Annotated in this window: 29 protein-coding genes and 1 tRNA gene; 5 read left to right on the forward strand and 25 right to left on the reverse strand. The window is 37.0% G+C overall.

Annotated features, from left to right (window positions below; genetic code table 11):
• Positions 1-121: 121 nt before the first annotated feature.
• Positions 122-198 (reverse strand) — tRNA-Pro (locus tag FNOD_RS08975).
• A gap of 216 nt (positions 199-414) precedes the next feature.
• Between FNOD_RS08975 and FNOD_RS08980 the strand changes: the two genes are divergently transcribed.
• The 3 genes from FNOD_RS08980 to FNOD_RS08990 all read left to right on the forward strand — a co-directional run bounded on the left by FNOD_RS08980 (position 415) and on the right by FNOD_RS08990 (position 3,085).
• Positions 415-2,262, forward strand: a complete 1,848-nt coding sequence (locus FNOD_RS08980) for an ABC transporter substrate-binding protein (protein ID WP_011994855.1) — start codon at positions 415-417, stop codon at positions 2,260-2,262.
• Between the two features lie 126 nt (positions 2,263-2,388).
• Complete coding sequence (locus FNOD_RS08985) at positions 2,389-2,658, forward strand: DUF6364 family protein (RefSeq protein ID WP_011994856.1); 270 nt, start codon at positions 2,389-2,391, stop codon at positions 2,656-2,658.
• Positions 2,645-3,085: a PIN domain-containing protein gene (locus tag FNOD_RS08990; RefSeq protein WP_011994857.1), complete on the forward strand. Its 441-nt coding sequence runs from the start codon at positions 2,645-2,647 to the stop codon at positions 3,083-3,085. Before FNOD_RS08985 ends, FNOD_RS08990 begins: the two co-directional genes overlap by 14 nt.
• Positions 3,086-3,142: 57 nt before the next feature.
• On the opposite strand, the gene FNOD_RS08995 is transcribed toward FNOD_RS08990, so the two are convergent.
• Positions 3,143-3,343 carry a cold shock domain-containing protein gene (locus FNOD_RS08995; RefSeq protein ID WP_011994858.1) on the reverse strand — a complete coding sequence of 67 codons (201 nt, stop codon included), beginning with the start codon at positions 3,341-3,343 and terminating at the stop codon, positions 3,143-3,145.
• A 159-nt stretch (positions 3,344-3,502) separates the two neighbouring features.
• Here FNOD_RS08995 and FNOD_RS09000 point away from each other — a divergent pair, with 159 nt between their 5' ends.
• Positions 3,503-4,180: an endonuclease III domain-containing protein gene (locus tag FNOD_RS09000; RefSeq protein WP_011994859.1), complete on the forward strand. Its 678-nt coding sequence runs from the start codon at positions 3,503-3,505 to the stop codon at positions 4,178-4,180.
• Here the strand turns inward: FNOD_RS09000 and FNOD_RS09945 are convergent.
• The 23 genes from FNOD_RS09945 to FNOD_RS09105 all read right to left on the reverse strand — a co-directional run bounded on the left by FNOD_RS09945 (position 4,155) and on the right by FNOD_RS09105 (position 23,725).
• Positions 4,155-4,286 carry a hypothetical protein gene (locus FNOD_RS09945; protein WP_274376818.1) on the reverse strand — a complete coding sequence of 44 codons (132 nt, stop codon included), beginning with the start codon at positions 4,284-4,286 and terminating at the stop codon, positions 4,155-4,157. The genes FNOD_RS09000 and FNOD_RS09945 overlap by 26 nt on opposite strands.
• Before the next feature lie 241 nt (positions 4,287-4,527).
• Complete coding sequence (locus FNOD_RS09005) at positions 4,528-5,013, reverse strand: ferritin-like domain-containing protein (RefSeq protein WP_011994860.1); 486 nt, start codon at positions 5,011-5,013, stop codon at positions 4,528-4,530.
• A gap of 30 nt (positions 5,014-5,043) precedes the next feature.
• Positions 5,044-6,891 (reverse strand): FAD-dependent oxidoreductase, encoded by a 1,848-nt coding sequence (locus FNOD_RS09010; RefSeq protein WP_011994861.1) that lies wholly within the window; start codon positions 6,889-6,891, stop codon positions 5,044-5,046.
• 17 nt (positions 6,892-6,908) lie between these two features.
• Entirely contained in the window at positions 6,909-8,012 is a 1,104-nt protein-coding gene (locus FNOD_RS09015; protein ID WP_011994862.1) for an NADH-quinone oxidoreductase subunit D, read from the reverse strand.
• Positions 8,005-8,568, reverse strand: a complete 564-nt coding sequence (locus tag FNOD_RS09020; protein ID WP_011994863.1) for an NADH-quinone oxidoreductase subunit C — start codon at positions 8,566-8,568, stop codon at positions 8,005-8,007. Before FNOD_RS09020 ends, FNOD_RS09015 begins: the two co-directional genes overlap by 8 nt.
• On the reverse strand, positions 8,549-9,085 hold the full coding sequence (locus FNOD_RS09025; protein ID WP_041257256.1) for a NuoB/complex I 20 kDa subunit family protein: 537 nt from the start codon (positions 9,083-9,085) through the stop codon (positions 8,549-8,551). The genes FNOD_RS09020 and FNOD_RS09025 overlap by 20 nt, the downstream gene beginning before the upstream one ends.
• A 37-nt stretch (positions 9,086-9,122) precedes the next feature.
• Positions 9,123-9,998: a respiratory chain complex I subunit 1 family protein gene (locus FNOD_RS09030; protein ID WP_011994865.1), complete on the reverse strand. Its 876-nt coding sequence runs from the start codon at positions 9,996-9,998 to the stop codon at positions 9,123-9,125.
• A 2-nt stretch (positions 9,999-10,000) separates the two neighbouring features.
• Positions 10,001-11,815 (reverse strand): proton-conducting transporter transmembrane domain-containing protein, encoded by a 1,815-nt coding sequence (locus FNOD_RS09035; protein WP_011994866.1) that lies wholly within the window; start codon positions 11,813-11,815, stop codon positions 10,001-10,003.
• 2 nt (positions 11,816-11,817) lie between these two features.
• On the reverse strand, positions 11,818-13,191 hold the full coding sequence (locus tag FNOD_RS09040; RefSeq protein WP_011994867.1) for a complex I subunit 5 family protein: 1,374 nt from the start codon (positions 13,189-13,191) through the stop codon (positions 11,818-11,820).
• The gene (locus tag FNOD_RS09045) at positions 13,188-13,532 is read right to left on the reverse strand and encodes a sodium:proton antiporter (protein ID WP_011994868.1); all 345 of its coding nucleotides are present in this window, start codon (positions 13,530-13,532) and stop codon (positions 13,188-13,190) included. Before FNOD_RS09045 ends, FNOD_RS09040 begins: the two co-directional genes overlap by 4 nt.
• Before the next feature lie 3 nt (positions 13,533-13,535).
• Positions 13,536-14,261, reverse strand: a complete 726-nt coding sequence (locus FNOD_RS09050) for a Na(+)/H(+) antiporter subunit B (RefSeq protein WP_011994869.1) — start codon at positions 14,259-14,261, stop codon at positions 13,536-13,538.
• Positions 14,258-14,545 (reverse strand): hydrogenase subunit MbhD domain-containing protein, encoded by a 288-nt coding sequence (locus FNOD_RS09055; protein ID WP_011994870.1) that lies wholly within the window; start codon positions 14,543-14,545, stop codon positions 14,258-14,260. Before FNOD_RS09055 ends, FNOD_RS09050 begins: the two co-directional genes overlap by 4 nt.
• Positions 14,542-14,895 carry a monovalent cation/H(+) antiporter subunit G gene (mnhG, locus tag FNOD_RS09060; protein ID WP_011994871.1) on the reverse strand — a complete coding sequence of 118 codons (354 nt, stop codon included), beginning with the start codon at positions 14,893-14,895 and terminating at the stop codon, positions 14,542-14,544. The genes FNOD_RS09055 and mnhG overlap by 4 nt, the downstream gene beginning before the upstream one ends.
• Positions 14,892-15,179 (reverse strand): cation:proton antiporter, encoded by a 288-nt coding sequence (locus FNOD_RS09065; protein ID WP_011994872.1) that lies wholly within the window; start codon positions 15,177-15,179, stop codon positions 14,892-14,894. Before FNOD_RS09065 ends, mnhG begins: the two co-directional genes overlap by 4 nt.
• Positions 15,176-15,655, reverse strand: coding sequence for a Na+/H+ antiporter subunit E (locus FNOD_RS09070; RefSeq protein ID WP_011994873.1), 480 nt, complete (start codon positions 15,653-15,655; stop codon positions 15,176-15,178). Before FNOD_RS09070 ends, FNOD_RS09065 begins: the two co-directional genes overlap by 4 nt.
• A gap of 390 nt (positions 15,656-16,045) precedes the next feature.
• Positions 16,046-17,293 carry a 5'-nucleotidase C-terminal domain-containing protein gene (locus FNOD_RS09075; RefSeq protein WP_238374589.1) on the reverse strand — a complete coding sequence of 416 codons (1,248 nt, stop codon included), beginning with the start codon at positions 17,291-17,293 and terminating at the stop codon, positions 16,046-16,048.
• On the reverse strand, positions 17,281-17,886 hold the full coding sequence (locus tag FNOD_RS09900) for a metallophosphoesterase (protein ID WP_238374590.1): 606 nt from the start codon (positions 17,884-17,886) through the stop codon (positions 17,281-17,283). Before FNOD_RS09900 ends, FNOD_RS09075 begins: the two co-directional genes overlap by 13 nt.
• 137 nt (positions 17,887-18,023) lie before the next feature.
• Entirely contained in the window at positions 18,024-18,599 is a 576-nt protein-coding gene (pdxT, locus tag FNOD_RS09080; RefSeq protein ID WP_011994874.1) for a pyridoxal 5'-phosphate synthase glutaminase subunit PdxT, read from the reverse strand.
• Between the two features lie 3 nt (positions 18,600-18,602).
• Positions 18,603-19,478 carry a pyridoxal 5'-phosphate synthase lyase subunit PdxS gene (gene pdxS / locus FNOD_RS09085; protein WP_011994875.1) on the reverse strand — a complete coding sequence of 292 codons (876 nt, stop codon included), beginning with the start codon at positions 19,476-19,478 and terminating at the stop codon, positions 18,603-18,605.
• A 39-nt stretch (positions 19,479-19,517) separates the two neighbouring features.
• Positions 19,518-21,182 (reverse strand): acyl-CoA mutase large subunit family protein, encoded by a 1,665-nt coding sequence (locus FNOD_RS09090; protein ID WP_011994876.1) that lies wholly within the window; start codon positions 21,180-21,182, stop codon positions 19,518-19,520.
• 42 nt (positions 21,183-21,224) lie between these two features.
• Positions 21,225-21,545 (reverse strand): flagellar protein FliT, encoded by a 321-nt coding sequence (locus FNOD_RS09095; RefSeq protein ID WP_011994877.1) that lies wholly within the window; start codon positions 21,543-21,545, stop codon positions 21,225-21,227.
• Between the two features lie 30 nt (positions 21,546-21,575).
• Complete coding sequence (gene folK / locus FNOD_RS09100; protein ID WP_011994878.1) at positions 21,576-22,352, reverse strand: 2-amino-4-hydroxy-6-hydroxymethyldihydropteridine diphosphokinase; 777 nt, start codon at positions 22,350-22,352, stop codon at positions 21,576-21,578.
• Positions 22,349-23,725, reverse strand: a complete 1,377-nt coding sequence (locus tag FNOD_RS09105) for a pyruvate carboxylase subunit B (protein ID WP_041257261.1) — start codon at positions 23,723-23,725, stop codon at positions 22,349-22,351. Before FNOD_RS09105 ends, folK begins: the two co-directional genes overlap by 4 nt.
• 238 nt (positions 23,726-23,963) lie before the next feature.
• Here FNOD_RS09105 and FNOD_RS09110 point away from each other — a divergent pair, with 238 nt between their 5' ends.
• Complete coding sequence (locus tag FNOD_RS09110; RefSeq protein WP_011994880.1) at positions 23,964-24,500, forward strand: hypothetical protein; 537 nt, start codon at positions 23,964-23,966, stop codon at positions 24,498-24,500.
• The last annotated feature ends 5 nt before the right edge of the window (positions 24,501-24,505 follow it).

Consider the following 24,505-nt stretch of genomic DNA (forward strand, 5'->3'; position numbering starts at 1 on the left):
CGAATTACAACATATTTTAATAAGTTGTTATTTTTCAAATAATTTCCACAAAATAGTTTGAATATGAAAACTAATGAAAACAAAAAACGGCATCCTGAATTGGATGCCGTTTTTCTTTTTTTGGTCGGGGTGACTGGACTTGAACCAGCGACCTCTTGCGCCCCATGCAAGCGCGCTAGCCACCTGCGCTACACCCCGACACAATTCAATTATAATTATCTCACAGCATTATGAATTTTATCATGTGTAAGAATAAAAATCAAGTGTGAAAACAAAACTGAGATTTGTAAATTGTGTATATTATAATTTTTTTGCTATCTTTACGAATTTACACAATAATTTTACTTTTGATTTTGAATTTTTAAAATAAAGTGGTAAAATATCAATTAGCCTTACGCAAAGGGAGGGGATAGAATGCTAAGAAGGTTGCTGTTAGTGTTTGTTGTTTTGGCTGCTGTTTCAATATTTGCCGCTTTTGATCCGACAATTTACGTATCAGTTGGTGTGGGAGAACCTGACACACTCGATATTCACCAAGCGTATGATACTGTAAGTGGGGAGGTTATTTATAACGTATACGAAAGTTTGATAGCTTACAAAAAGAGTAGTTTAACGGAATTTGAGCCAAGGCTTGCCACAGAAGTACCATCTGTGAAAAACGGACTTATTAAAGATGGTGGGAAAACTTATGTGTTTCCAATAAGAAAAGGTGTCAAATTCCACAACGGTTCTGACCTGACACCAGAAGATGTTGAATACTCTTTTGAAAGAGGGCTTTTGTATGATCCAGCAGGCGGACCTATGTGGATGCTCTGGAATGCGATATTTGGTGTTAACTCACTGAACGAGATGATAGAAAAGTACGTTGGGAAGCCAGTATCAGAAATATTTAAAGACGGAGAGCCATTACCACAGTATAAAGATAAACTTGTTGAGATGTACAAAAACGTTATAGACCCAGCGATAGAGGTTGACGGAAATAATGTTGTTTTTAAACTTGTAAGGCCATACGGTCCATTCTTAACGATTATGGCACATACCGTTGGTTGGTCCGCTGTTTTGGATAAGGAGACGTCTATAAAACTTGGTTTGTGGGATGGTAAACCTGATACATGGTGGAAATATAGGAATATCGCAAAAGAGAAATCACCAATTTATGCCACAGCTATAGGTACAGGACCGTATAAACTTGTCGAATGGGATAGAACTAATAGAAAAGTTTTGTTGGAAGCAAATAAAGATTACTGGAGAGGCGAACCAAGGATTAAGAAAGTGGTTATAATGACGGTTAGCGAGTGGGGAACAAGAAAATTAATGCTTGAAAAAGGCGATGCAGATGATATAGCGATTGTGCTCGAATACCTTGACCAAATTAGGGGAAATAAAGACATCCAGATAATTGAGAATATTCCTTCACTTTCTGTAACGGTAGTTGGATTTTCTTGGTCTGTTTCACCAAATAGTAAGTATATTGGCAGTGGAAAGTGGGACGGGAATGGAATGCCACCTGATTTCTTCAGCGATATAAATGCAAGAAAGGCAATATCTTACGTTATAAACTACGATGCAGTTGTTAGAGATGTTTTAAAAGGTTATGGAATAAGAGTTCCTGCTGCTTTGCCAAATACCTTGCTCGGTTTTGACCCTACACTCCCACTTTACAAATTTAACGTTACAGAGGCAAGAAAAGCTCTTGAAAAAGCGTGGGATGGGAAGGCTCTCAAAGTTGGTTTAAAATTCTCAATTGCTTACAACACAGGTAACATGATGAGGCAAAGAATTGCGGAAATGATAAAGACGTATCTTGAAATGATTGGATCGGGTAAGATAAAAGTTGATGTTGTTGCACTCAACTGGCCGAGCTATCTTGATGCGATGAGAAAGGCAGAACTTCCAATGCCTATATTCAACTGGTTAGCTGACTTTCCAGACCCAGATAACTTTATATTCACCTTCTACCATTCAGCAGGTACATATGCACCAAGGCAAGGCGAAAACTTCAAGAAATTTGTCAGTGCACCTCGAAAAGAACTTGGTGGAAAGAGTCTTGATGAACTTATCGAAGCCGCGAGGAATTCTTCAGACCCAGATGAAAGAAAGAAGCTTTACGTACAAATTCAAAAATTTGCAATTGACAACTATATAAGCATTCCAGTTTATCAACCAGTTGGAGTTAGAGTCCAGAGGGCATGGGTAAAAGGTTGGTATGAAAATCCAATGAGGCCGGGAAATGATTACTTTGAATTGTATAAGCAGCAATAACAATTGAATAAAAATCCAACAAAAAAGCCCCCGTATGGGGGCTTAAATTTTCAAATAACATTAAACACATATTTTGTTGATTTTCATATAAATAAGTGATAAACTAATTTATATGGAGGTGAGATTATGAGAAAACGTGAAAGCCACAAAGAAGAATATCAAAACATTACGCTTTCAATTCCTAAAAATCTTATTTTGCAAGTAAAGCATATAGCTGTTGAAAGAAATACATCAATTTCGGCTTTGGTTAAAGGTTTTTTAGAAGAGCTTGTAAAAAAAGAGAGTTTGTATCAAAAAGTTCAACAGAGAGCCCTTAAACTTTTGGAGAAAGGATTTGACTTAGGAACAGAAGGGAACACATCTTGGAAGAGAGAGGATTTGCATGAAAGAGTATAAAGAAACAAAATATGAATTCGTTGATACTAACATTTTGGTATATGCGTACGATGAATCGGCCGGTCAAAAACATATTACAGCCAAGCGCATTTTAGAGAATTTATGGAAAAAAGGAAATGGAGCATTAAGTACTCAAGTTTTTCAAGAGTTTTTTGTTGTTGTGACAAAGAAAGTTAAAAATCCTTTAGATTACAACACCGCAGCTCAAATCATATCGGATTTAAGTTTTTGGAAGGTATACACAATAGAAGTTAGTGATATTTTGGAAGCTATCAAAATTTCACAAAGATATAAAATTTCATTTTGGGACTCTTTGATAATTTGTAGTGCTAAAAATTTAGGATGTTCAATATTGTGGAGTGAGGATTTGAATTCAGGTCAATACTTTGGTAAGTTAAAAGTATTAAATCCTTTTTTACAGAGTTGAACTTATAAAAAATAGCAAAAAAGCCCCCGTATGGGGGCTTGATTATCCTCTTAGCTATTATTTTACTAATTTAACGTTTGCTGCTTGAGGACCTTTTTGTCCGTTTTGGATGTCGAATTCGACTTTGTCGCCTTCTTTGAGTGTTTTAAAACCATCCATTTGAATGGCGCTGAAGTGAACAAAAACGTCTTGTCCGTTCTCTCCTGTGATGAATCCGTAACCCTTTGAAGAATCAAACCACTTAACTGTACCTTTCATGTGTACTGCCTCCTAAAATCTTTTTTGCTTTTTTCACTTTGCTTTTCCCCTCGCAACGTGATGATTCATTATACACCTCTACGGAAAAAAGTCAATAGATTATTTTTGTGGTATAATCTTTTTGGCTAAATTAATAACTAAGTATGCGGGGGAAGGACTGTGGAGAATTTGGAAAATAAAAAAATAGCTTTTCAGAATTTTTATTCCATCCTAAAGGGAATTCACGGATCTTTGGGGAAATGGTGGCCTGGAGAACGTGAAGAAATAATTGTATCTGCTGTTCTTACTCAGAATACGAATTGGAAGAACGTCGAAAGGGCTTTAAATAATATAAAAGAAGTGTGTTCAGGTGATATATTAATTTGTTTACACAACCTTCCAGATGAGCAGTTAACTAATTTAATACGCCCTGCGGGGTTTTACAATATAAAGGCTAAAAGGTTGAGACAATTATTAAATTGGCTTGAAAATTACGAATTTAAATTAGACAAAATCGCTGGGAAAGATGCCTTTGAATTGAGAAAAGAATTACTGGAAATTAACGGAATAGGCAAAGAAACTGCCGATTCAATAATTCTTTATGCATTTGAAAAGCCTATATTTGTTATAGACGCTTATACAAAAAGATTACTCAAACGGATTTTTGGTATAGAATTTAACGATTACGATGAATACAGAGAATTTTTCGAGGATAATTATGAAAAGACCGTGGAGCTCTATCAAGAGTTCCACGGCCTTATTGTTGAACACGCTAAATTATACTGCACAAGTAAACCAAAATGCGATATTTGCCCAATTGATTTTTGCTTGTTTAACCGCCAAGATAAGCCTTTCTAACGCGTTCGTCTTCCAAAAGGTCTTTTCCTGTGCCTTCAAGTACGATTCTACCGGTTTCAAGTACGTAATCAGGGAAAATTTTTGTATGAAAATCAAGGTTTAACATATTTTTCTAAACATTGCTCTGATACTTATTTTTCCATTTTTGAAATTCTGATAATTCACATTTTTTAAAATTGGCAAAAATGCTAGCCTGTTATGGGAAAAAGGATATTTATATGTGAAATGTTTTCAGTTGAGAATTGATATAATGCTTCTTTTAAAAAATATTAAAGATTGTAAAGAAAAACAAAAGCCCTCATTGGATAATGAGGGCTTTTGCTGTGGTTTTTCTAGCTAAGTTGGTTTTAAAATGGGTAAAATCCTAAATCAAGGTGATTTTTCTCGATTATATAATTCATCTGCTCTTCGATGATTTTTTTATGACCTTCTTCCCACTTGGCTAGTATCTCAAGTATTTCTTTTACTTTTTCGTTTTTCTCATTTTGTGCGGCTTTTGCGTAAAATTCCATGAAATCTTTTTCAATCAAATACGCCATTCTCAATACCGAAAGGTCAGCTATATCGTCTTCTTGTGATGTATCAGAAACTTTTTGGGATTCGTATCTTTCGTTGAAGAATTTTGTATCTTGCGATGGTATTTTTTCTATCTCTCGTCCTTCCTCCAAATTTTTCATTAATCCTCTAATGAATTCCGTGTGTTCTTTTTCCATATTTGCAAGGTATTCAAATATTTCCGTTATCGCTTTGCTTTTTACTTCTGTTGCTTTGCTTTTGTAGAATTTGTAACCTTCTATTTCGAAACTTTCGGCTAACTTTAGGACATCGTACATATTCTCCCCCCTTTTTTAACACTGTAATTTTTATTGGTTACTTAGGTACTGATCTATACCTCTTGCAGCCCAATAACCATCCGCTACTGCATGGATTATATCTGGACCGTTGACGATATCTCCACCAGCAAATAACCAAGGTATCTGCGTTTGTCTTAAATTATTTGTGAGAATCCTTGGACCAACAAATTGGAGTTTTGATTTCCATTCTTCTGGCAAGAATGAGTAATCTGGCGCTTGCCCGATAGCTTCTATTATCATATCGCCGTCGTAGTAACAAATTTCTGTTTCATCAAATTTTGGGTTGAATTTTCTATTTTCGTCGAATACTTCAGTACATTTTACGCACTTAATTCCCTTGATTTTATCTTCGTTAGGATAAAAAACAACTTCACGTGGACCCCAACCCGGATATATCTTCACGCCTTCTTCTTGCGCTTCTTCGATTTCTTCCATATCCGCAGGCATTTCGTCAAATGTTCTTTCAAGACAAGTTACAGTGACGTTTACTTCTCCGTATTTCATCTTCTGTAATCTTGCCAAGCTTCTTGCTATATCCATTGCCACATTTCCACCACCAATTACAACAACGCGCCTTGCGATTTTTGGTTCTGGTCCTTCGCCACGTAGATAATCTCTGATTTCCCTTAACAATGGTAATGCTTGGACTACGTTAGGATGGTCGGAACCTGGCATCCTTGTTGACCTACCTAAAGTAAGACCTGTTGATACGAAAATCGCATCGTACTTTTGTCTAAATTCTTCGAAGGGTATATCTTTTCCAACGGTTACTCCTGTGTAAATTCTAACACCAAGTGCTTCAATGAATGCGATATCTTTATCAAGAGCTTCATCTGGCAGTCTGTATCTTGGAATACCGTATCTCATAACACCACCGGGGCGATTGAGCGATTCGTAAATGTCAACTTCGTAACCCATTGTTGCAAGAAAGTACGCTGCGGATAAACCAGCAGGACCGCTACCAATAATCCCAACCTTTTTGTTCTTCTTGGGTGATTCAAATTTGACAATTTCACTCCATTGATTTGCTGGAACATTATCAACGATGTACCTTTTCAACCATCTAATTGCTATAGCTTCTCCACGATGTGAAATGGCACAGACTTCCTCACATCTATGTGTACATACCCTACCACATACACCTGATAGCGGGTTAGCGCCAAAGTTATTTTGCTCTTCAACACCTTTCAAAAGCCACTTTAGTGCATCTTTCAAATCATCTTTCCATATAGATTTTATGTATTGTGGTATCTGCATGTGTTCAGGACATCTATCAACACATATAGCGCATTCAACACACCTTGCCGCTTCCTTAATTGCTTCTTCTTTACTGTACGCTTTAACAAATTCGACAAATGAATCAACTCTTTCTTCAGCTGGCATGTGCTCAGGTACAACTCTGTCTAAATCAAGTAAGTCGTTTGTATCTTCTCTTGTCCAACCTATCTTGATTTCTGATGGTTCCTTCTTGAGTATTCCTTTTTCAGTTGGAGCATAGTAAAAATCTTCTGGATTTGGTGATACGAATATGTATTCTCTGGTCATTTGTAATGAGCCTGTTGTACATATATCAACGCACATTGCACAGAAGCTACATCTTCCGTAATCAATAGCTGGTCTTTGTGGTTTCATACCGTACTCTTGCTTCATATCTGGGACTTCAACCATTGTTATTGCATCGGTTGGACATATTTTCGCACAAGTACCACAACCGATACATTTATTCCAATCATTTATGTGAAATCCCCTGTATCTCTCTGCGGCTTCTCTTTTTTCCTTTGGGACTCTTATTGTTACTGGCTTTTCAAACAAATTTTTCCATGCTATCAAAGGAGCGAAAAAACTCTTTTCAGCCATTTGAACACCTCCCAACTTTACCTATCGATTTCTGGAGCGCAGACGCCCATTGTGTCAAGCCAAATTGGAACATCATCGATTCTTGTACCTGGTAAGAAGTGTTCAACACCGTAAAGCCCTTGAGGATACGAAGCACCACGCACCGCTACTCTGTACGGTGTTTCTCCACCATCTGATACAACAAGATAACCATACTCACCACGAGTAGATTCTACACGTGCGTATGCCATACCTTTTGGTACTCTTATCCTTAAACCGTTGCCATCGGATATTCTCACATTAACAGGTCCGGTAGGCATCTTCTCGAGGATTTGCCTTATAATCCTTATACTCTGTCTGATTTCCTTTGGTTTCAAGCTTATTCTTGCGTAAGCGTCTCCTTCTGTTGCTGTTGGGATATCAAATTCAACTTTATCGTAGAATAGATACGGATCAACTTTCCTTATATCGTAAGGTACACCAGTTGCTCTAAGACCTATACCTGTAACACCGATTTTGAGACATGTTTCTGTATCTATCTTTGCTATACCTTTGAGCCTTGTATGGAGTATTCTATTTTTCAATATGAACGTTTCGTATTCAGGTAATTTTTCTTCTATGTAATCCATAAGTTTTCTGATTTTATCTTCCAATCCTGGTGTCAAATCTTTTCTAACACCACCAGGTATTATGTACATGTGGTATATCCTTGCTCCAGTCAATTCTTCGAATATATCGAGCACCCTGTCCCTATCACTAACAGACCAGAACATGCTTGTGTACATACCAAGTGCTCCACCAATTCCTCCAAAACTCCACAGGTGATTTGCAATTCTTGCCAATTCTAAGACAAGCATCCTTATCCATTGCGCACGTTCAGGTACCTCAACTTTTGCAATCTTTTCTATTGCCATAGCGTAACATGCTTCGTTTATATCAGGTTCAGGAACACAAATTCTCGGTATAAGCGCTAAATTTTGATACCAGAGTCTTCTTTCCATAAGTTTTTCAAAACCTCTGTGCAAAAAGCCTGGAAGAGGTCTTGCCTTTACAACTATATCTCCTTCAACGTACATGTGTACGCTGAAATTACCGTGCATTCCAGGGTGGTTAGGTCCAAAGAATAGTTTTACTTCACCCATTTAACTCGCCCCCTGTTTGTTTTTCAATATCAGCTCTGATAATCTTTGCTTCGTGTATGACATCTTTTTCGTATTCTCTATCTGGATAATGCTCTTTTGAGTATTTCAATGGGTCGAAATCTTTTCTCAAAGGTGGTAAGTCGTTCCATACTTCTAATATCATCGGTTTTTTGCAGTTTTCGTTACCTTCAAATTCGACACCAAAGAACTCATGAACATCTCTTTCATACCATTCTGCTGTTGGCCACATATCTTTTACTGTTGTGAATACAGGGTTATCCCTATCTATGAACGTTGATACAAGGAATGTGACGCCATTCGACCAGTTCATGAGTATGTATACCAACTCAAATTTCTTTTGTTCTATCCAGTCAACGCATGTGAGAATAGATAAATGTGAATAACCTTGTGATTTCAGATGCGTAAGTAATGGTATAGTCTTTTCTGGTTGAGATATTATTTTGTATTGTCTTGTGTCGATTTGTAATATTTCAACACCGTAAGCATTTTTAATACTTTCAAGTATTTCTTGAACATTATTCATGGAATTCGTCATGTACAATCACCTCACCGAGACTCCTTATTTGGTTCTGCTTGTACCATTCGTAATTTTCTTTGTATCTCTTCCAGCCATTTGCTTCGCCTTTTCTAATCATCTCCATCAATTGGTTGAATGCGTTGAGTATCGCTTCAGGTCTTGGCATACAACCTGCAATGTACAAGTCAACTGGAATGTAATAATCGAGCCTATTTATCGTTGAGTAGGAGTCGTAGTATATACCACCGTTGATTGTACATGAACCAAAACCGATGACGTATTTTGGGTCAGCCATTTTTTCGTATGTGTATATAACTCTCCTGAGTGTCTTTGCACTTAGGTAACCAGTGATTAAAAAGATATCGGCTTGTCTTGGTGTTGCCATTGGCCCCATACCTAATCGTTCCATATCAAATCTCGAAGTCATTGATGGTGGAAGTTCTACTGCACCGCAACCTGTACAGTAATGCAACATCCACATTGAACGACTTCTGAGTTGGTCTGCTATCTTCTCCCAAACACTTCTTTCGTCTATCTTTGACATTCATTACACCTCCCGACTTGTTGATGTTTCATTTTAGATTAACTACGATAAATGCTTGGACAAATGCCAAAATTATAGGTACAGTCCAGTAGAATGCAACTGCTTGCTCTATTCTAAAGCGTGGTAACACCGAGGATATCATAACTGCCAGAATCCAAACGATTAAATACTTCAAAAGGAACACAAAGTACGTTCCGCCACCAAGGAAGAAATCAACAAAGAGACTGATTTCAACAAATTCCATGAATGAGTTCATGAGCATGAGAAGTCCCATGTATTTCGCTGAAAGTTCAACCATCGGACCTGACGCGATTTCCGATGGAGCGATTGGTGCTTCGAATGGTTCTTTGCCAAGCATGCCTTGGAGTGAAATAAACGCTACTAACGCACCAATTGGGAATTTGAAAAGGTTCCATCCATCAGCTTGAGCTTGTATTATCGCAGTTATATTCGATGTTCTGTAGAAATACAAAAGTGAAGTTATTGTTATTAAGTAAGGTACTTCGTATCCAAGCATTAGCGTAAGTGCCCTTGCGACACCTATGGAAGCCCATGGATTGCCTGTACCGACCATACCCATAGCCATACCCAGCGCACCTACTGTGAATAAGTAGACTATGACGAAGAAGTTATCAAGCCCCGGAAATGCGACGAGATTTCCAAGTGGTACAAAGGAGAGTGTAGCGATGACTCCACCGAGAGCCATTAAAACACCGAAATCAAATATCCAACCGTGTGTCCAGCCATGTTTTGTGAGTGTTTTGAACAAATCTATGAAATTTTGATACCATGGTGGTCCATATCTTTTTTGAATTCTTGCTGTGACTTTTCTACCTATACCTTCGAATGTGATTCCAAAGAAAAATGCTGTTAATAAAACTCCGGCAACTCTAAGTGCTGTCATGGTTACCACCTCACCCACAATAGTAATGCAAGAACGACCGCTGTCCAGAATAGATAAGCTGAAGCAGTCCTACGTGCGAAGTAATCGATGCCTTTTCCTACCGCTTTCAATACGTTTACAAGAGACATATACAGGTTTTCAAACGAAGGATGTCCTTCGTATTCTCTTTCCAAGAAAGCATAGAACTTTGTTGCATAATGGTACAGATCGAAATTGTGTAAAAATTCTCCAGATGTGTACTGGTCTTCGAGAGGGATTTTCTTACCCTTTGGCATGAGTACGTATATGACTGCCGCGATTATGAATCCAACAGCGAACATTACGAAGACTGTCCAAGTATCCCAATATCCCATACTTGTGTACAATTTTGTGCCTTCGAATTTGAATGGTTCCATGCCAAATTCTTTTTGAATGTCTGTTATCCACACAAGCACTTGCTGTGGGAATACGCCCCAAAGAACTGTTAGAATGACCAATATAATCATTGGAATTGTCATAAATATCGGTGCTTCTTTTACTTCTTTATGTGCACTTTTCAACTGACCGAGAAATACACCAGCAAGTGGTCTGAAAACGTACAAGAAAGAACCGATGCTACCTATAAAAACAAACATCTCGGTTACAAACATGCCTCTTGAGACAAGTGATTGGAAAATCATCCACTTTGATATAAACCCACTTGTCGGCGGGATTCCAGCTAAGGAAATGATACCAACAAGGTATGTGACAAATGTTATAGGCATTCTGTGGATAAGTCCACCTAATTCATCTATCTTTGTTGTGCCCGTTCTATAAACAACTGCCGCGAAGGATAAAAATATCATCGTTGCTGCTAAAGCGTGGTTTATAACATGGAACAATCCACCTGCGTATCCTACATTATCAAGTGTCGCGAGACCTATGAGTATATATCCGCCATTTGCTACTGTTGAATATGCAATGAGCATCTTCATATCGTTCTGTTTTATTGCCATAAGTGTTCCTATGAGTATAGACAGATTGCCAAGCCAGATGAGTATGTAAGAGAGTAAATTAACTCCATGGTAGAATTCACTAAACATTGATGCGATTGGGAAGACAGTAAGAACAAGAGCGAGGATGTATGACCCCATCTTCACAAGCTGACCTGAGAGTACCGCACTGAATGTATCTGGTGCATTACCGTGTACATTCCTGAGCCAAGTGTGGAGTGGGAATATACCACTCTTTGCTATACCTGCGCTTAACAACAAAAGAACTACTGCCCATCTAAAACCTAAGGATGTATTTTGTAATTCATTTCCGATTTCAAATATGTTGAATGTACCGAATTTTGAGTAAAGTAAAAATGCACCGTACAGGAACATATAAGTACCAATCGCACTTATAACAACGTACCATATTGTTGCTTTCCTTGACTCTTCTTTACCCATCGGAACTATGAAAAGTGAGCCTAAAACAGCAATTTCCCAGAAGATGTAAAGCACTATCAAATGTGAGGAAAAAAATACTCCAATTGTACCAAGCATGGTTATTACCGAAAGAGCGTTAAACGCATGTGGATTTTTTGCTTTTGAAATCCAAGAAATGTTAAAGAACGAAAAATTTGCAAAGACGATTAGTGATAGTATTGCAAAGTACTTTCCCATTGCTGTAAGTTGCAAAACGTTTTCAAAACCAAAAAGTGATTCTACCGTATTTGTCGGCATATTCCAAAGACTTATAAGAGCGTATATAGAAAGCGCAAACATTACAACAGGGCCGATGTGTTTATTTATCTTTGAAAGCAAAAAGCTAACTAACGAACCGATTGCCATATAAAGTATAAGTGTTTGCATTATCACATACCCCCTTTCAATATAACGTCCATGTATGTTTTTGCGTCAAGGACATGAGTTGCTATGCTATTTGTCTGGGAGTAAATAATATCTGGTAAGAATCCAACTAAAACAAGCACCATTGCTAATAACAACAAGACAAGCTGGCTCGCAAATGGTATGTAATTTTCTTCTTCACTTTCTTGAGCTTCATGCTCTTTATACCAAAGGTCGACATTCCACTTAATAAGATATCCGGCTTCGATGATTGTTGATATTAATATAACTGCTGGAAGAACATAATTTTCTGTTTCGAATAACGCTTTAATCAAATAGAACTTTGCCCAAAAACCCGTAAAGAGTGGGAATCCTATCAAAGAGAGCGAAGCGATTGTGAATATAATGCCTGTTGTCTTATCATTTTTAAATCCCCTATGACCTGTGTAAGCGAATACTGTAAAGAGTATTATCTTTGAGATAGCATCGTTGAATAGATAAAAGTAAGAAGCTGATATAACTTCTTCGTTTGCTGTTGCCAAACCTGCAACAACAACACTTACCCCAGCGATAGCTGCAAAAGCAAGAGCCCTTCCAAGATTTTTCTGCTTTAAAGCACCAAGTTGAGCTATTATTATAGAAACCATAGCAAGTATACTTACTAATTTTGTATGCTCAAATCCAAGGACATTAAAGAATATCCTTGAGAAAAGATAGACCATAGACACTGTGACAGCGCTACCAAGTACAACAGGGGTGATTGAGCTACCATTAGAATATACATCCGGAGCCCATAAACCAAGCGGTAAGACTTTTAATTCTATTAAGAGAGCTATCAAGAAAAACACAGTTATAACTGGAACCACAGAAGGATCGATGATAAACCCAGCGTATGCCATATTCAAAGTTCCAGCTTTTATGTACGTCATAACCGCGCCGATTAGGTAAAGTGTTCCACCTACGCCACCGAAAATCAAGTATTTAAATGCACCGTAAGAATTATTCTTGTGACTTGCAATTATATAAGCGACTGCAGCAATTATTTCAAAGAAAACGAACGAATTGAAAAAGTCGCCAGTGAGAATAATACCATTCAAAGCAGCTGTTAGAACAAGCATTAAGGTGCCGTATTTTTCCTCAAGGTTTGCTGTCAAAGAAATAACTAACAAGATAGCGTTTACAAATATTAAAAATGGATAACTGACACTATCAAGTACGAGTGCGATACCGTATGCAGCACTCCATCCGCCAATTTCAACTAATTGCGTAGGTTTCAAGTAAAGCAAAAGTGCCAATATATTGAACAACGTTACGAACGTGAAGAAGTAATTTCCTAACTTTTTGTGTGGTAAACTTGCAAATGCGAAAGCCAACGGAACAGCGATAAGTAATGCGCTCATTCTATCACTTCCCTTGCTGCGCGAATTTCATCAGCGTTTAGACAACCATATTCCTCTTTCAAATGTACTAAAAGCATTGAGCCAATTGCCAATGTTCCAACACCTATAACGATGGCGGTTAAGATAAGTGCTTGTGGTAATGGGTCAACAAATTTTGCTGTTGGAGTGACCATTGAATATATTGGTGCTTCCATGCCTTCCAAATAACCAAGTGAAATCACAAAGATGTTTACAGCAGTATCAATGATTGAAAGAGAAATGAGCTGTTTAAACATGTTTTTCTGTGAAACTATACCGTATATACCAATTCCCATTATTATAAATGTAATGTAGTATATCATGTCTCATCCCTCCTTCATTTCAGAGACTATACTTGAGAGTTCAGCGCCAACTTTGAAACCGATAATTACGTATACGATAGGAACAACACCTGCGCTAAACAAGTTCCCAACAACACCTGTTGGTAAGAAATTCATCAAGAACACCCCACCAAACGCCATTCCCAAAAGACCAACGATAACGTATCCTGCACCGGCTGATTGTTCGATATGTTTCGCAACGCCTGTGACTTTGAATTCATTATCAGCCAACATGAGTAGTAAAACACCTAAAGCTATAACTGTTCCACCAGGGAATCCTCCACCAGGTGTCAAATGCCCGTGGATAAATATGTAAGCGCCAAATAATAAAATCAAAGGAAAAACTATACCAGTTGACACTTTTAGAACAAAGTGATCTTCAAACTCCAATTTGTTCTTTCTTCTTAAGAAAGAACTGAGTATTCCAACACCTAAAGCTGCGGTGAAAAGGACTGTTACCTCGCCCAATGTATCGAAAGATCTGTAATTTACGACAATTGATGTGACAACATTGGCACTTCCTTCTTCGAGATTTGCGGATTTTTTGAACTCAACAGGAGAATATCCTGATTTCGTTGATTTACTTATGTAATCAAATGAAACCCTTGTGAACATATCGAAGTTACCAAAGTCTGGAACGATTGGTAAGAGTTCACCTATTAGAAAGTAAAGGAAGATACTAGCAATAAGGATGGCCCATACTCTTCTCATTTCTTTTCACCTGCCTTTATCTTCCAAAGCGCAAAGAGCATAACTGCGCTAGCAAGACCAGAGCCAACAGCGGCTTCCGTAATTGCCACATCAGGCGCTTTAAGAACAATGAAAATCAACACTGAAAGCAAACTAACTGCGGAAAGGGCAATCAGAGCATCTAATATCTTCTTTGTCTCTACTGCAAAGATAGAGAATACAATCATCAAAACACCGACTAAAAAGGAGACAGTGTTTGTTAAACTTGAAAACACATCGGAAAAGAAATTATAGATGCTTGTCATTTAGCATCACCACCATTTGTGCTTGTTACTTCCTTTATCTCATCAACAACTGTCTCTTCACATTTTGGAGCGTTATTTTTGTAAGCAGCTCTTGTCATGAGAGAAGCCGCAACTGGGTTTGTGAGAGCGACAAAGACGATGACCAAAATTGCTTTTCCGAAAAACGAGAAATCCAGTATACCAACACCAAGAGCTATTGAAAACGTACCCAAAGTTGTTGCTTTTGTAGAAGCTTGTAGCTTTGTGTAAATGTCAGGCATTTTTAAAAGACCAAGACCAGCTAAGAAATAAAATAGCGACCCTAATCCTATCAAAACATATCCAACCATTTCTCTTATCATCTCTATCATCTTTTACCACCACACTTATCCGTCTGGCTTTCGAGATACCTTGCGAAGACGACAGTTTCAATAAATGCCAAAAGTCCGTAAAGAATAGCTATATCCATATACATGGAGTTTTTGAACATAAAAGATATAAGAACAATGATGCCAATAAACATTACATTCATCATATCAACTGCTGCGAGTCTTTCGAAAGAAGTTGGCCCAAGCAAAAATCTGAGAAGAGAGAAGAAAATACCGAAACCAGTTAATCCGAAAACTATTAAGTCAATAATCAATGAGCCACTCATTCGTACACCCCCTTCAAAATTTTTTCAAACTTGTCGTAAAAAGATTTCTTACTTTCTTCATCTGTACCTGCGACATCGATCCAGTGTACGTAAAGTTCATCATCAACAACATCAAAAGTGATTGTTCCAGGGGTGAGAGTGATTGAATTTGCGAGAGTAAGTTTAGCAACATCGCCTTTTAAAGCCGTTTTAACCTTGACAAAACCAGGCTTTACATTTCTTCCTGGGACAAGAACTCTGGAAGCAACATCCAAATTAGCTTTAATCATTTCCCAAACAAAAACAGGTATATAGACAAACAAAAACTTAAAAAGACCAGGTATAAACTTACCGTTGAACTTGATTCGATAATACTTGGTAAAGATAAGAGAGATAACAAGAGAAACAACTAAACCTATAACCACTTCCTGCCACTCGACTGACCAAGTTAACAATAGCCAAGTGAAAAAACTCACAATAAAAACAGAAAAACTCATAAAAAGCCCTCCCTTCTTTAAATTAAATTATCTTTTAAAACCAGGACTATTAGAAAAATATGGAATTTTTTAGTTTGTTTAAGATTTCACAAATAACTCAAACAAAAGACAAATTAGACAAAATAAATCTAATTTACATGTTTATTGTACCAAATAATTTTGTTTTTTACAATAACAAAAATAGACAAAATAAATCTAAAAATGAAAAAAATTACACTCAGTGAATAATCAAGCGATGTATTTTATGAATTTTTGGAATTTCCAGCTACTGAAATTATATCAAAATTTATACTTATAACAAAATTAATCATAAAAGTTTCATGCAAAAATTGTGTATGAAAAAACCACGCCCTCTTGGGCGTGGTTTTCTGTAATTTGTAAAATTTATATTTAAAATCCAGAAGCATTTTTCAGTGAGAATAAATTATCTAAATAGCTCACATAGTATATCAATTTCATACCTGGTGTTAAATTCGAATCTTTTATGTTATTCCATTTTATAAGTTCATTAGTTGAGACTCCTAAATTTTTTGCAATGCTTTCTAATGTGTCGCCTTCTTTAACTGTGTATTCGTATTGCACTACTGCCTTCCAGTTGTTATCAACGGTTGCTTCTATGACTTTATTTTCAAGCACATAGTCCGCCATTAATTCTGCTACTTCTATCATTACTTCTCTTACAACTGGTTTGCCTTTGAACATGTTGTATCCTCCACCGCCACCCGCACGGTAGTTGTTTAAGACTATTTCGTATTCCGCATCCATATCGATTGGTTTTCCTTCAAACTCGAGATCTACTATTCTATCACCTGAAGGCCTGTTTAAAACTATTTTGTATGTTATTCCTTCCCACATGTCATAATTATAATGTTTGGGCTTTGGCTCAATCCAAGTCTTATTTACATCGACTTTGTTGTTTTCATAAACAAAGTAATCCGCGCTGAGTTCTAAGGCGTCTTTAATGTCTTTTCCTTTTACTTTTATAACTTTAAGAGTGTTAGCGTATATATATACTCCATAGATGTCTCTTAAGGATACAGGTCCTTCTTTCCATCCTTTTATGTCGTTGGTAAATAAAGCTGTAGATGATATTTTCGCTCCACTATAGTGCATTTGGACTTTATTAACAAACTCTATCAAAGCATTATCTTTTAATCTTGCAAATAATGGATTTTCAACCCAGAAATCTCCTTTTGCGTACCCAACAGGTTGGTCAAGCCATGCTTGGACTTTATCTTCGTATTTCTTTGCTAATGAAAGTATTTCTTCATCTGGTTGAACACCTTTTACCGAAAGTGTTTCTACTTTGCTATCAATAATTTTCCAATTGTCTTCTTCTTTTTCAAGTTTTAAAGTAACTTGACCAAGGTATGAACCCCAATTTCCTGGCATAGATACAGGTATGTTGTTTATTTTTGTTGCGATAACCCTATGCTGATGACCTAATAATAGGACATCTATATTTGGGACATTGCTTAAGATTTCATAAGCTTGGTCTTCGCCTGTTAATTCCTCAGTTGGTTGGCCAGTTTGTGGATCTCTTTCTAATCCACCATGATAGACAGCTATAACAATATCAACTTTTTCTTGATTTTTTAGAATGTTAACATATTCTTTGGCTACTTCTACAGGATCCAAAAAATCAAGCCCTTGGCTACTTCTACAGGATCCAAAAAATCAAGCCCTTCTATGTTTTTTGGATCTTCCCAGTTGGGTATAAATTTTGTTGTGAGACCTAAGATCCCTATTTTAACACCATCTACGGTTACAATATGATAAGGTTTGAATGCAGGTTCTTTTGTGCCTTTCTTAACTATATTTGCACTTAAAGCTGGAAATTGTGCTTCAGATATTGCTTTGTTTAATATTTTTAGTCCATAGTTGAATTCGTGGTTACCCAAGGTCCATGCCGAATAACCAAGTTTGTTCATTACCAAAATCATGGGATCGATAGGTTCGTTGTCAACTTTTGCGTGGTAGTATTCTAGAGGTGTACCTTGAATTAAGTCACCTGAATCAATCAGAATAACGTTTTTGAATTTGCTTTTTATTTGCTTTATCAGTGTGGCAACTTTGGCTAGCCCAACATCGGAAGGTTGATTGGTAGCATAGTTGATCGGATATATGTTACCGTGAAGGTCTGTTGTGTGCAAAATAGCAATTTCAGCCGTTTCTGCAAAAACTATCAATATGAAACTCAAAACAAGTAAAAGTGTAAGAAACTTTTTCATACCCAATCCCTCCTTTTCGATATGGTGAAAAGTTAGTATTTTATTAGATTCACAAAAAATTATACAATAAAAATTTGTTCAAGGTGCAGTGAATTATAAAAAAACCTACCACCGGAAAACCGGTGGTAGGTTTTTGCTTATTTTCTATATTCTTCAACCATTTTTATAAAGTATTCGTGCACCCTTGTGTCATCTGTAAGTTCTGGGTGGAATGAGGTGACAAGTACATTTTTCTGTCTAAGCATTATTGGGTGATTATCTAATGTTGATAACACATCAACTTCTGGTCCCCATCCATCAACCCTTGGTGCCCTTATGAATATCGCTTTGAACGGTTTGTTGAATCCTTTAATTTCTACCATTTCATCAAAACTGTCAACTTGTCTGCCGTATGCGTTTCTCATTACTTTTATATCTATGACCCCCAACGACTCTTGCGGGTAGTTTTCGATTTCTTTAGCAAGAACAATTAATCCTGCGCATGTGCCGTATACAGGTAGTCCGTTAAGTATTTTTTCTTTCAATTTTTCGAATAACCCTATTCGTTTCATTATGCGAATCATTGTTGTTGATTCGCCACCAGGGATTATTAGCCCGTCAACTTTCTCCAAATCCTCTGGTGTGCGAACAACGTATGATTCGTGTCCAAGTTTTTCTATCATCCATTTGTGTTCTCTAAAGTCACCTTGTATTCCCGAAACTCCTATTATCATTTTTTACCATCCTCTTTCTTGAAGTCTGACTTCTAATGTCTCAATTTCCAATCCTTCCATTGGCTCGCCAATATCTTCGGAAATTTTCAGGAGCATTTCTGGGTCGTTCCAATATGTTACAGCCATAACTATTGCTTTAGCCATTTTCATTGGGTCTTTTGATTTGAATATTCCGCTTCCTACAAATACACCGTCTGCGCCAAGCATCATCATTAATGCGGCATCTGCTGGTGTTGCTACTCCACCTGCCGCGAAGTTGACAACCGGTAATCTACCGAGTTCTTTAACTTGCAATACTAATTCAACAGGTGCGCCTATTTCTTTAGCGTATGTCACTATTTCTTCATACGGCAAGTTTTGAACTTTTCTTATCTCCGACATGACTGTTCTCATGTGTTTTACGGCTTCTACAACGTTTCCTGTTCCAGCTTCTCCTTTTGTTCTTATCATTGCAGCGCCTTCGGATATTCTTCTTAATGCTTCTCCGAGGTTTCTTGCACCACATACGAATGGTACTTTGAATTCATGTTTGTTGATATGGTATTTGTCATCCGCTGGTGTTAAAACTTCTGATTCGTCTATGAAGTCAACACCAAGCGCTTCGAGTATCCTTGCTTCCGCAATGTGACCAATTCTCACTTTTGCCATTACTGGTATGGATACTGCTTCCATTATTTCTTTTATTTTTGCGATGCTTGCCATTCTCGCAACTCCACCAGCTTTTCTTATATCCGCTGGTACTCTTTCAAGCGCCATGACGGCAACTGCTCCTGCTTCTTCTGCAATTTTTGCTTGCTCTGCTGTGGTAACATCCATAATGACGCCACCTTTGAACATTTCAGCAAAGCCTTTTTTGATTTCAAATGTACCCTTTTCCATGTTTATACGCCTCCTTTTAATCAATTAATTAATTTATTTTTAAACTATGACTGTTTCAGTGTATTCTCCGAATACTTCCCTTAATGCGTTGCTTATTTCTCCAACGGTGGCATATGCTTTTACTGCTTCAAGTACGTATGGGAAGAGATTTTCATCTGTTGCTGCTACTTCTTTTATTTTATTGAGGAGTTTCTTTACTTTTTCATTGTCTCTTTTTTCTTTGAGTTTTTTGAGTCTTTCTTTTTGTTTTTGTTCAAGTTCTGGGTCGACTTTTAAAACTTCTTTTTGTTTTAAATCCTCTTTTATTGTGAATTTGTTTACTCCAACGATTATTTCTTCACCTTTCTCTACTGCAAGTTGGTGTTTGTATGCACTTTCGTGGATTTCTTTTTGTACATATCCCATTTCTATGGCTTTAACCATTCCACCAAGTTGGTCTATTTTTTCGATGTATTCCATGGCTCTCTTTTCTATCTCGTTTGTCATAGCTTCTATTACGTATGAACCCGCTAATGGGTCAATTGTATCAGCAACACCTGATTCGTAGGCGATTATCTGTTGTGTTCTGAGAGCAATTCTTGCTGATTCTTCGGTTGGTAGAGCTAATGCTTCGTCATAGCTGTTTGTATGTAACGATTGCGTACCACCGAGAACGGCGGCAAGTGCTTGGATTGTGACCCTTATTATGTTGTTCATTGGTTGTTGTGCTGTAAGTGTGGAACCACCCGTTTGAGTATGGAAGCGGAGTTTCATTGCTTCTGGGTCAGTTACACCAAATCTATTTTTCATAATTTTTGCCCATAGTCTTCTTGCGGCTCTGAATTTCGCTATTTCTTCTAAGAAGTTGTTGTGCGCAGCGAAGAAGAATGAGAGCCTCTTACCAAATACGTTTGGATCCAGTCCTTTTTTGACTGCTGATTCAACGTATGTTATTCCATCTGCCAATGTGAAGGCTACTTCTTGCACGGCTGTTGAACCTGCTTCTCTTATATGGTACCCACTTATGCTTATTGGGTTCCATTTTGGCATGTATTTTGAACAGTATTCAAATATATCTGTAATTAGTCTCATTGATGGTTCTGGTGGGTATATGTATGTGCCACGTGCGATGTATTCTTTGAGGATATCGTTTTGGATTGTTCCACTGAGTTTTTCCTGTGATACGCCCTGTTTTTCAGCAACTGCTATGTACATCGAAAGTAATATCATCGCGGTGCTATTTATGGTCATTGATGTACTTACTTGGTCTAATGGTATACCATCAAAGAGTATTTCCATATCTTCGAGTGAATCTATTGCAACGCCAACTCTTCCGACTTCGCCTTCTGCCATGGGGTCGTCTGAGTCATAGCCTATCTGTGTTGGAAGGTCGAATGCAACAGAAAGTCCCGTTTGCCCTTGCTCAAGTAGATATTTGTAGCGTTTATTTGATTCTTCCGCGGTACCAAACCCGGCGTATTGTCTCATCGTCCAGTGCCTTGCACGGTACATTGTTGGTTGAACACCACGTGTAAATGGGTATTCACCAGGGAAACCTAGGTCTTCAACATAATCAAGGTTGGCTATATCTTCGGGTGTGTATAGCCTTTTTATTTCGTATCCTGATGTTGAATAGAAAGTTTCTTTTCTTTCAGGAACTTTTGATATTGATTTTTTAACGACCTCTTCATATCTTTTTTTTGCTTGTTCGAATTTTTCATCCATAGTATAATAGTCCCCCTTTCAAATTTTCTCGTTGATTAAGGTTTATCCTTGTCTGTTTAATATCTGACCTTTATCATCCTGTTGTATGTACGATTGGACCATACGTTTGCCATCTTCAATGTTTTTAGTTAGGCTTTTTAGTTCTTCGAATTTTTGTTTTAGATTTTCTTGACGTTTTAAATCTCTTTCGTAGATTTCTCGTAGTGTATTTTCGGGTAATATAGGGAGTAACTTTTCTCTTTGATCGAGTAATGTGTTAAGCTTTTCGTAATCTTCATCTTCTATCGCCAGATCTATTTGTTTTTCTATTTCAAGAATATCTAATGTTTCTTGTGTCTCATTTTTTGCGTTTTTGTCTTCCACGAAGCTCACCTCTGAGGCTTCTAATTTTTTCTAAAATTCATCGATTTTCTTAAGTAATATTGGATGAACGAAATTTGGCGCTATTTCTTTCATTGGGTTTATGAAGAAGTCTCTATTTTGAAAGTCATAATGTGGGACAGTTAATAATTCGTTTCTTATGACAAGATTGCCGTAAAAGAGTATGTCTAAGTCTATTATTCTCGGTCCCCATTTTTCTGTTCTGACGCGTCCTAATTTTTTCTCGATTTCAAGTAGTGTTTCCATTAATTTATCAGGTGGAAGTTTCGTATCGATTTCAACAACGCAATTTAAAAAATCTGGTTGGTCTGTTTTTCCGTAAGGTTTTGTTTCTATTATACTTGATATTTTAACTATTTTTGAGATATATTCAAGTTCTTTTATAGCTTTTTTTATGTTATTTTCTCTATCTCCAAGATTAGTTCCAATTGCTATAAATATTTTTCCTTGTTCTTTCTCAAGTATGGTATTTGCCATTGCGAATTTGTCGTGTGAGAGTGTTGCGTGTACAAAGTTGTAAGTGCCAAATTTTGCCATATGGTATTTGTGGATTTTTATGTATAAACTGCCGTCTTCTCTATTGAGAAAAGATATATCCTTGAACGAATGACCGTTTAATCCCGTACCAAGTGCTTTAAAAAAGCTTTCTTTTAATGCAAACCTTCCAGCTAAGTACTCATGGGTTACTTTAGCTTTATTTGTTTTTTCTTCCTCAGTTAGTATTCTTTCAGAAAGTTTCAAGTCAATTCTTGATATATCAACTATGTCATTTCCAATTCCAATAATCAAACTGGATAACCTCCTTCAAAGTTTTCGACTAATGTCCAATCAACCTGTATTTTCTCGTCGTATTTTTTCTTGAGGTATTGTTTTCCAATTTCACCAAGTATGGCGTATATTAATAATTCTTCATCTGTTTCTGCTAAAACACCTATTTCTTTTCTGCGTTTTTCGAGTTCTGGTTCTATGTAATCGGCCGGCCTGCCTTCTATCGGTCTTTCATCACCGAGGATTTTTTGTATGAGTTCTTCGTTGATTGGAGCGGGTGGTTTTCCATACAAACCCTTTACGTAATCTTTTACTTCTCTTGTAACTTTTGCGTATCTCTCACCTGTCATAACGTTTAAAACTGCTTGGACACCAACGATTTGGCTTGTAGGGGTAACAAGTGGTGGATAGCCAAGGTCGGCGCGAACTTTAGGTATTTCTTCAAGTACGGCATCTAATTTGTGGAGCAGTTTTTGCTCAGATAATTGTTTGACAAGGTTTGAGTACATGCCGCCAGGTACCTGCGATGTTATTATTCTGTGGTCTATACTGTACATTTTCACATCATAGTTTTCGTGTTTTTTCCTTACATCCCATAAGTATTTTACTATTTTGTCGATCTTTTTCCAATCTATTTCCGGTAATTTTTTGTATTCTGAGAATGAATAATATATAGCTTCAAACGCTGGTTGACTTGTTGTCATTCCAAAAGGAGATATCGCTGTATCAACTATATCAGCACCAGCAAGAAAAGCTGATAAATAAGCAAGTTCTCCCAGTCCCGCTGTTGCATGAGTGTGAACTTCAACTGGTAAGTCAAATTTTTTCTTTAATTGACTGACAAGTTCACCTGCCATCTTTGGTGTCAAAAGTCCCGCCATATCTTTTATACATAATGAATTTACACCTCTATCAACAAGCTGTTGTGCGTAGTCTAAATAGTATTCGACGGTGTGGACAGGACTTGTTGTATACGAAATTGCTCCTTGAACGTGTGCTCCACATTTTAGAGCTACCTCTATGCTTTTTTCCAAATTTCTTATATCATTTAACGCATCGAATATTCTTATTACTTGTACACCATTTTCAATGGCTTTTTTGACGAAAAGTTCAACTACATCATCGGCATAATGCCTGTAGCCAACTAAATTTTGACCTCTAAGTAGCATCTGGGCTTTTCCGTTTTTTAACCTTTTTCTTATTTCCCTTATTCTCTCCCATGGGTCTTCGTTTAGAAACCTTACACAGACGTCGAATGTTGCTCCACCCCAGACTTCAAACGCTTGGAAACCTATGCTATCTACTTCTTCGATTATGCCAAGTATTTCTGAAGTTTTCATACGTGTTGCTATAAGTGATTGGTGTCCATCTCTAAATGTTGTATCTGTAAACATGCTAAGCATTTGATAACACCACCTTTTGTATATTTAATGTTTTTTGAATATCAATTTTAATTATACCACCTATCTAAGAATTGTTAAATTTGCTAAAAGCCTAAATCCACCAAATTGGTATTTGAAAGTTTGAGAATTCCTTACTTTGTGTTTAAAAGCTTATGTTTATAAAAAATCATGGTATAATTGGTATGCATTATTTATATAAAGCTTTTTAGATACTCGAGGAGGTTGAACCATGCAGGTAGATAAATTGGTCGAAAAACGTGAAAAACATGTAATTGCAAGAGGCGATTTAGCAAGAAAAAGGGTTGAGATAGGCAAAGGCGAATACCTTTTTTTGATATTAGTTGGATTTATAACTTTTGTTTTTGGGTTTATTTCTTTGACAGTTTATGTCGGTGTTATGTATTTAGCACCAATTGTCTCTAATTTGACTGGTTTGACTTTTCTTGATTCAAGATTTCTGTTGTTTGTTTTAATAGCAATTACAGTAAGTGGTTTTTTCACAAGTACTTATCCTTTTTCTAAAGCGATTGGTGGGAATGCTTCTTTTCACATAATTTTAGCGTTTATGATTTCAGCTGCGGCTTTGGGTGTCCAAGTTTACAAGCTTGCTTTCACAGGTCCTACATGGATAGGCATAGATCTTTTAGGCGAACATGGAAATAATATTCAAATGATGTATCTCTCAGCTATTTATTTTGCGTACAATTTGATATTGCTTGCTTTGCAATTTACAGTGTTAAGAAAAGAATTTTCGCACCAGGAGTAAAACAG

The organism is Fervidobacterium nodosum Rt17-B1 (genome assembly GCF_000017545.1).
Taxonomy (GTDB): Bacteria; Thermotogota; Thermotogae; order Thermotogales; family Fervidobacteriaceae; genus Fervidobacterium; species Fervidobacterium nodosum.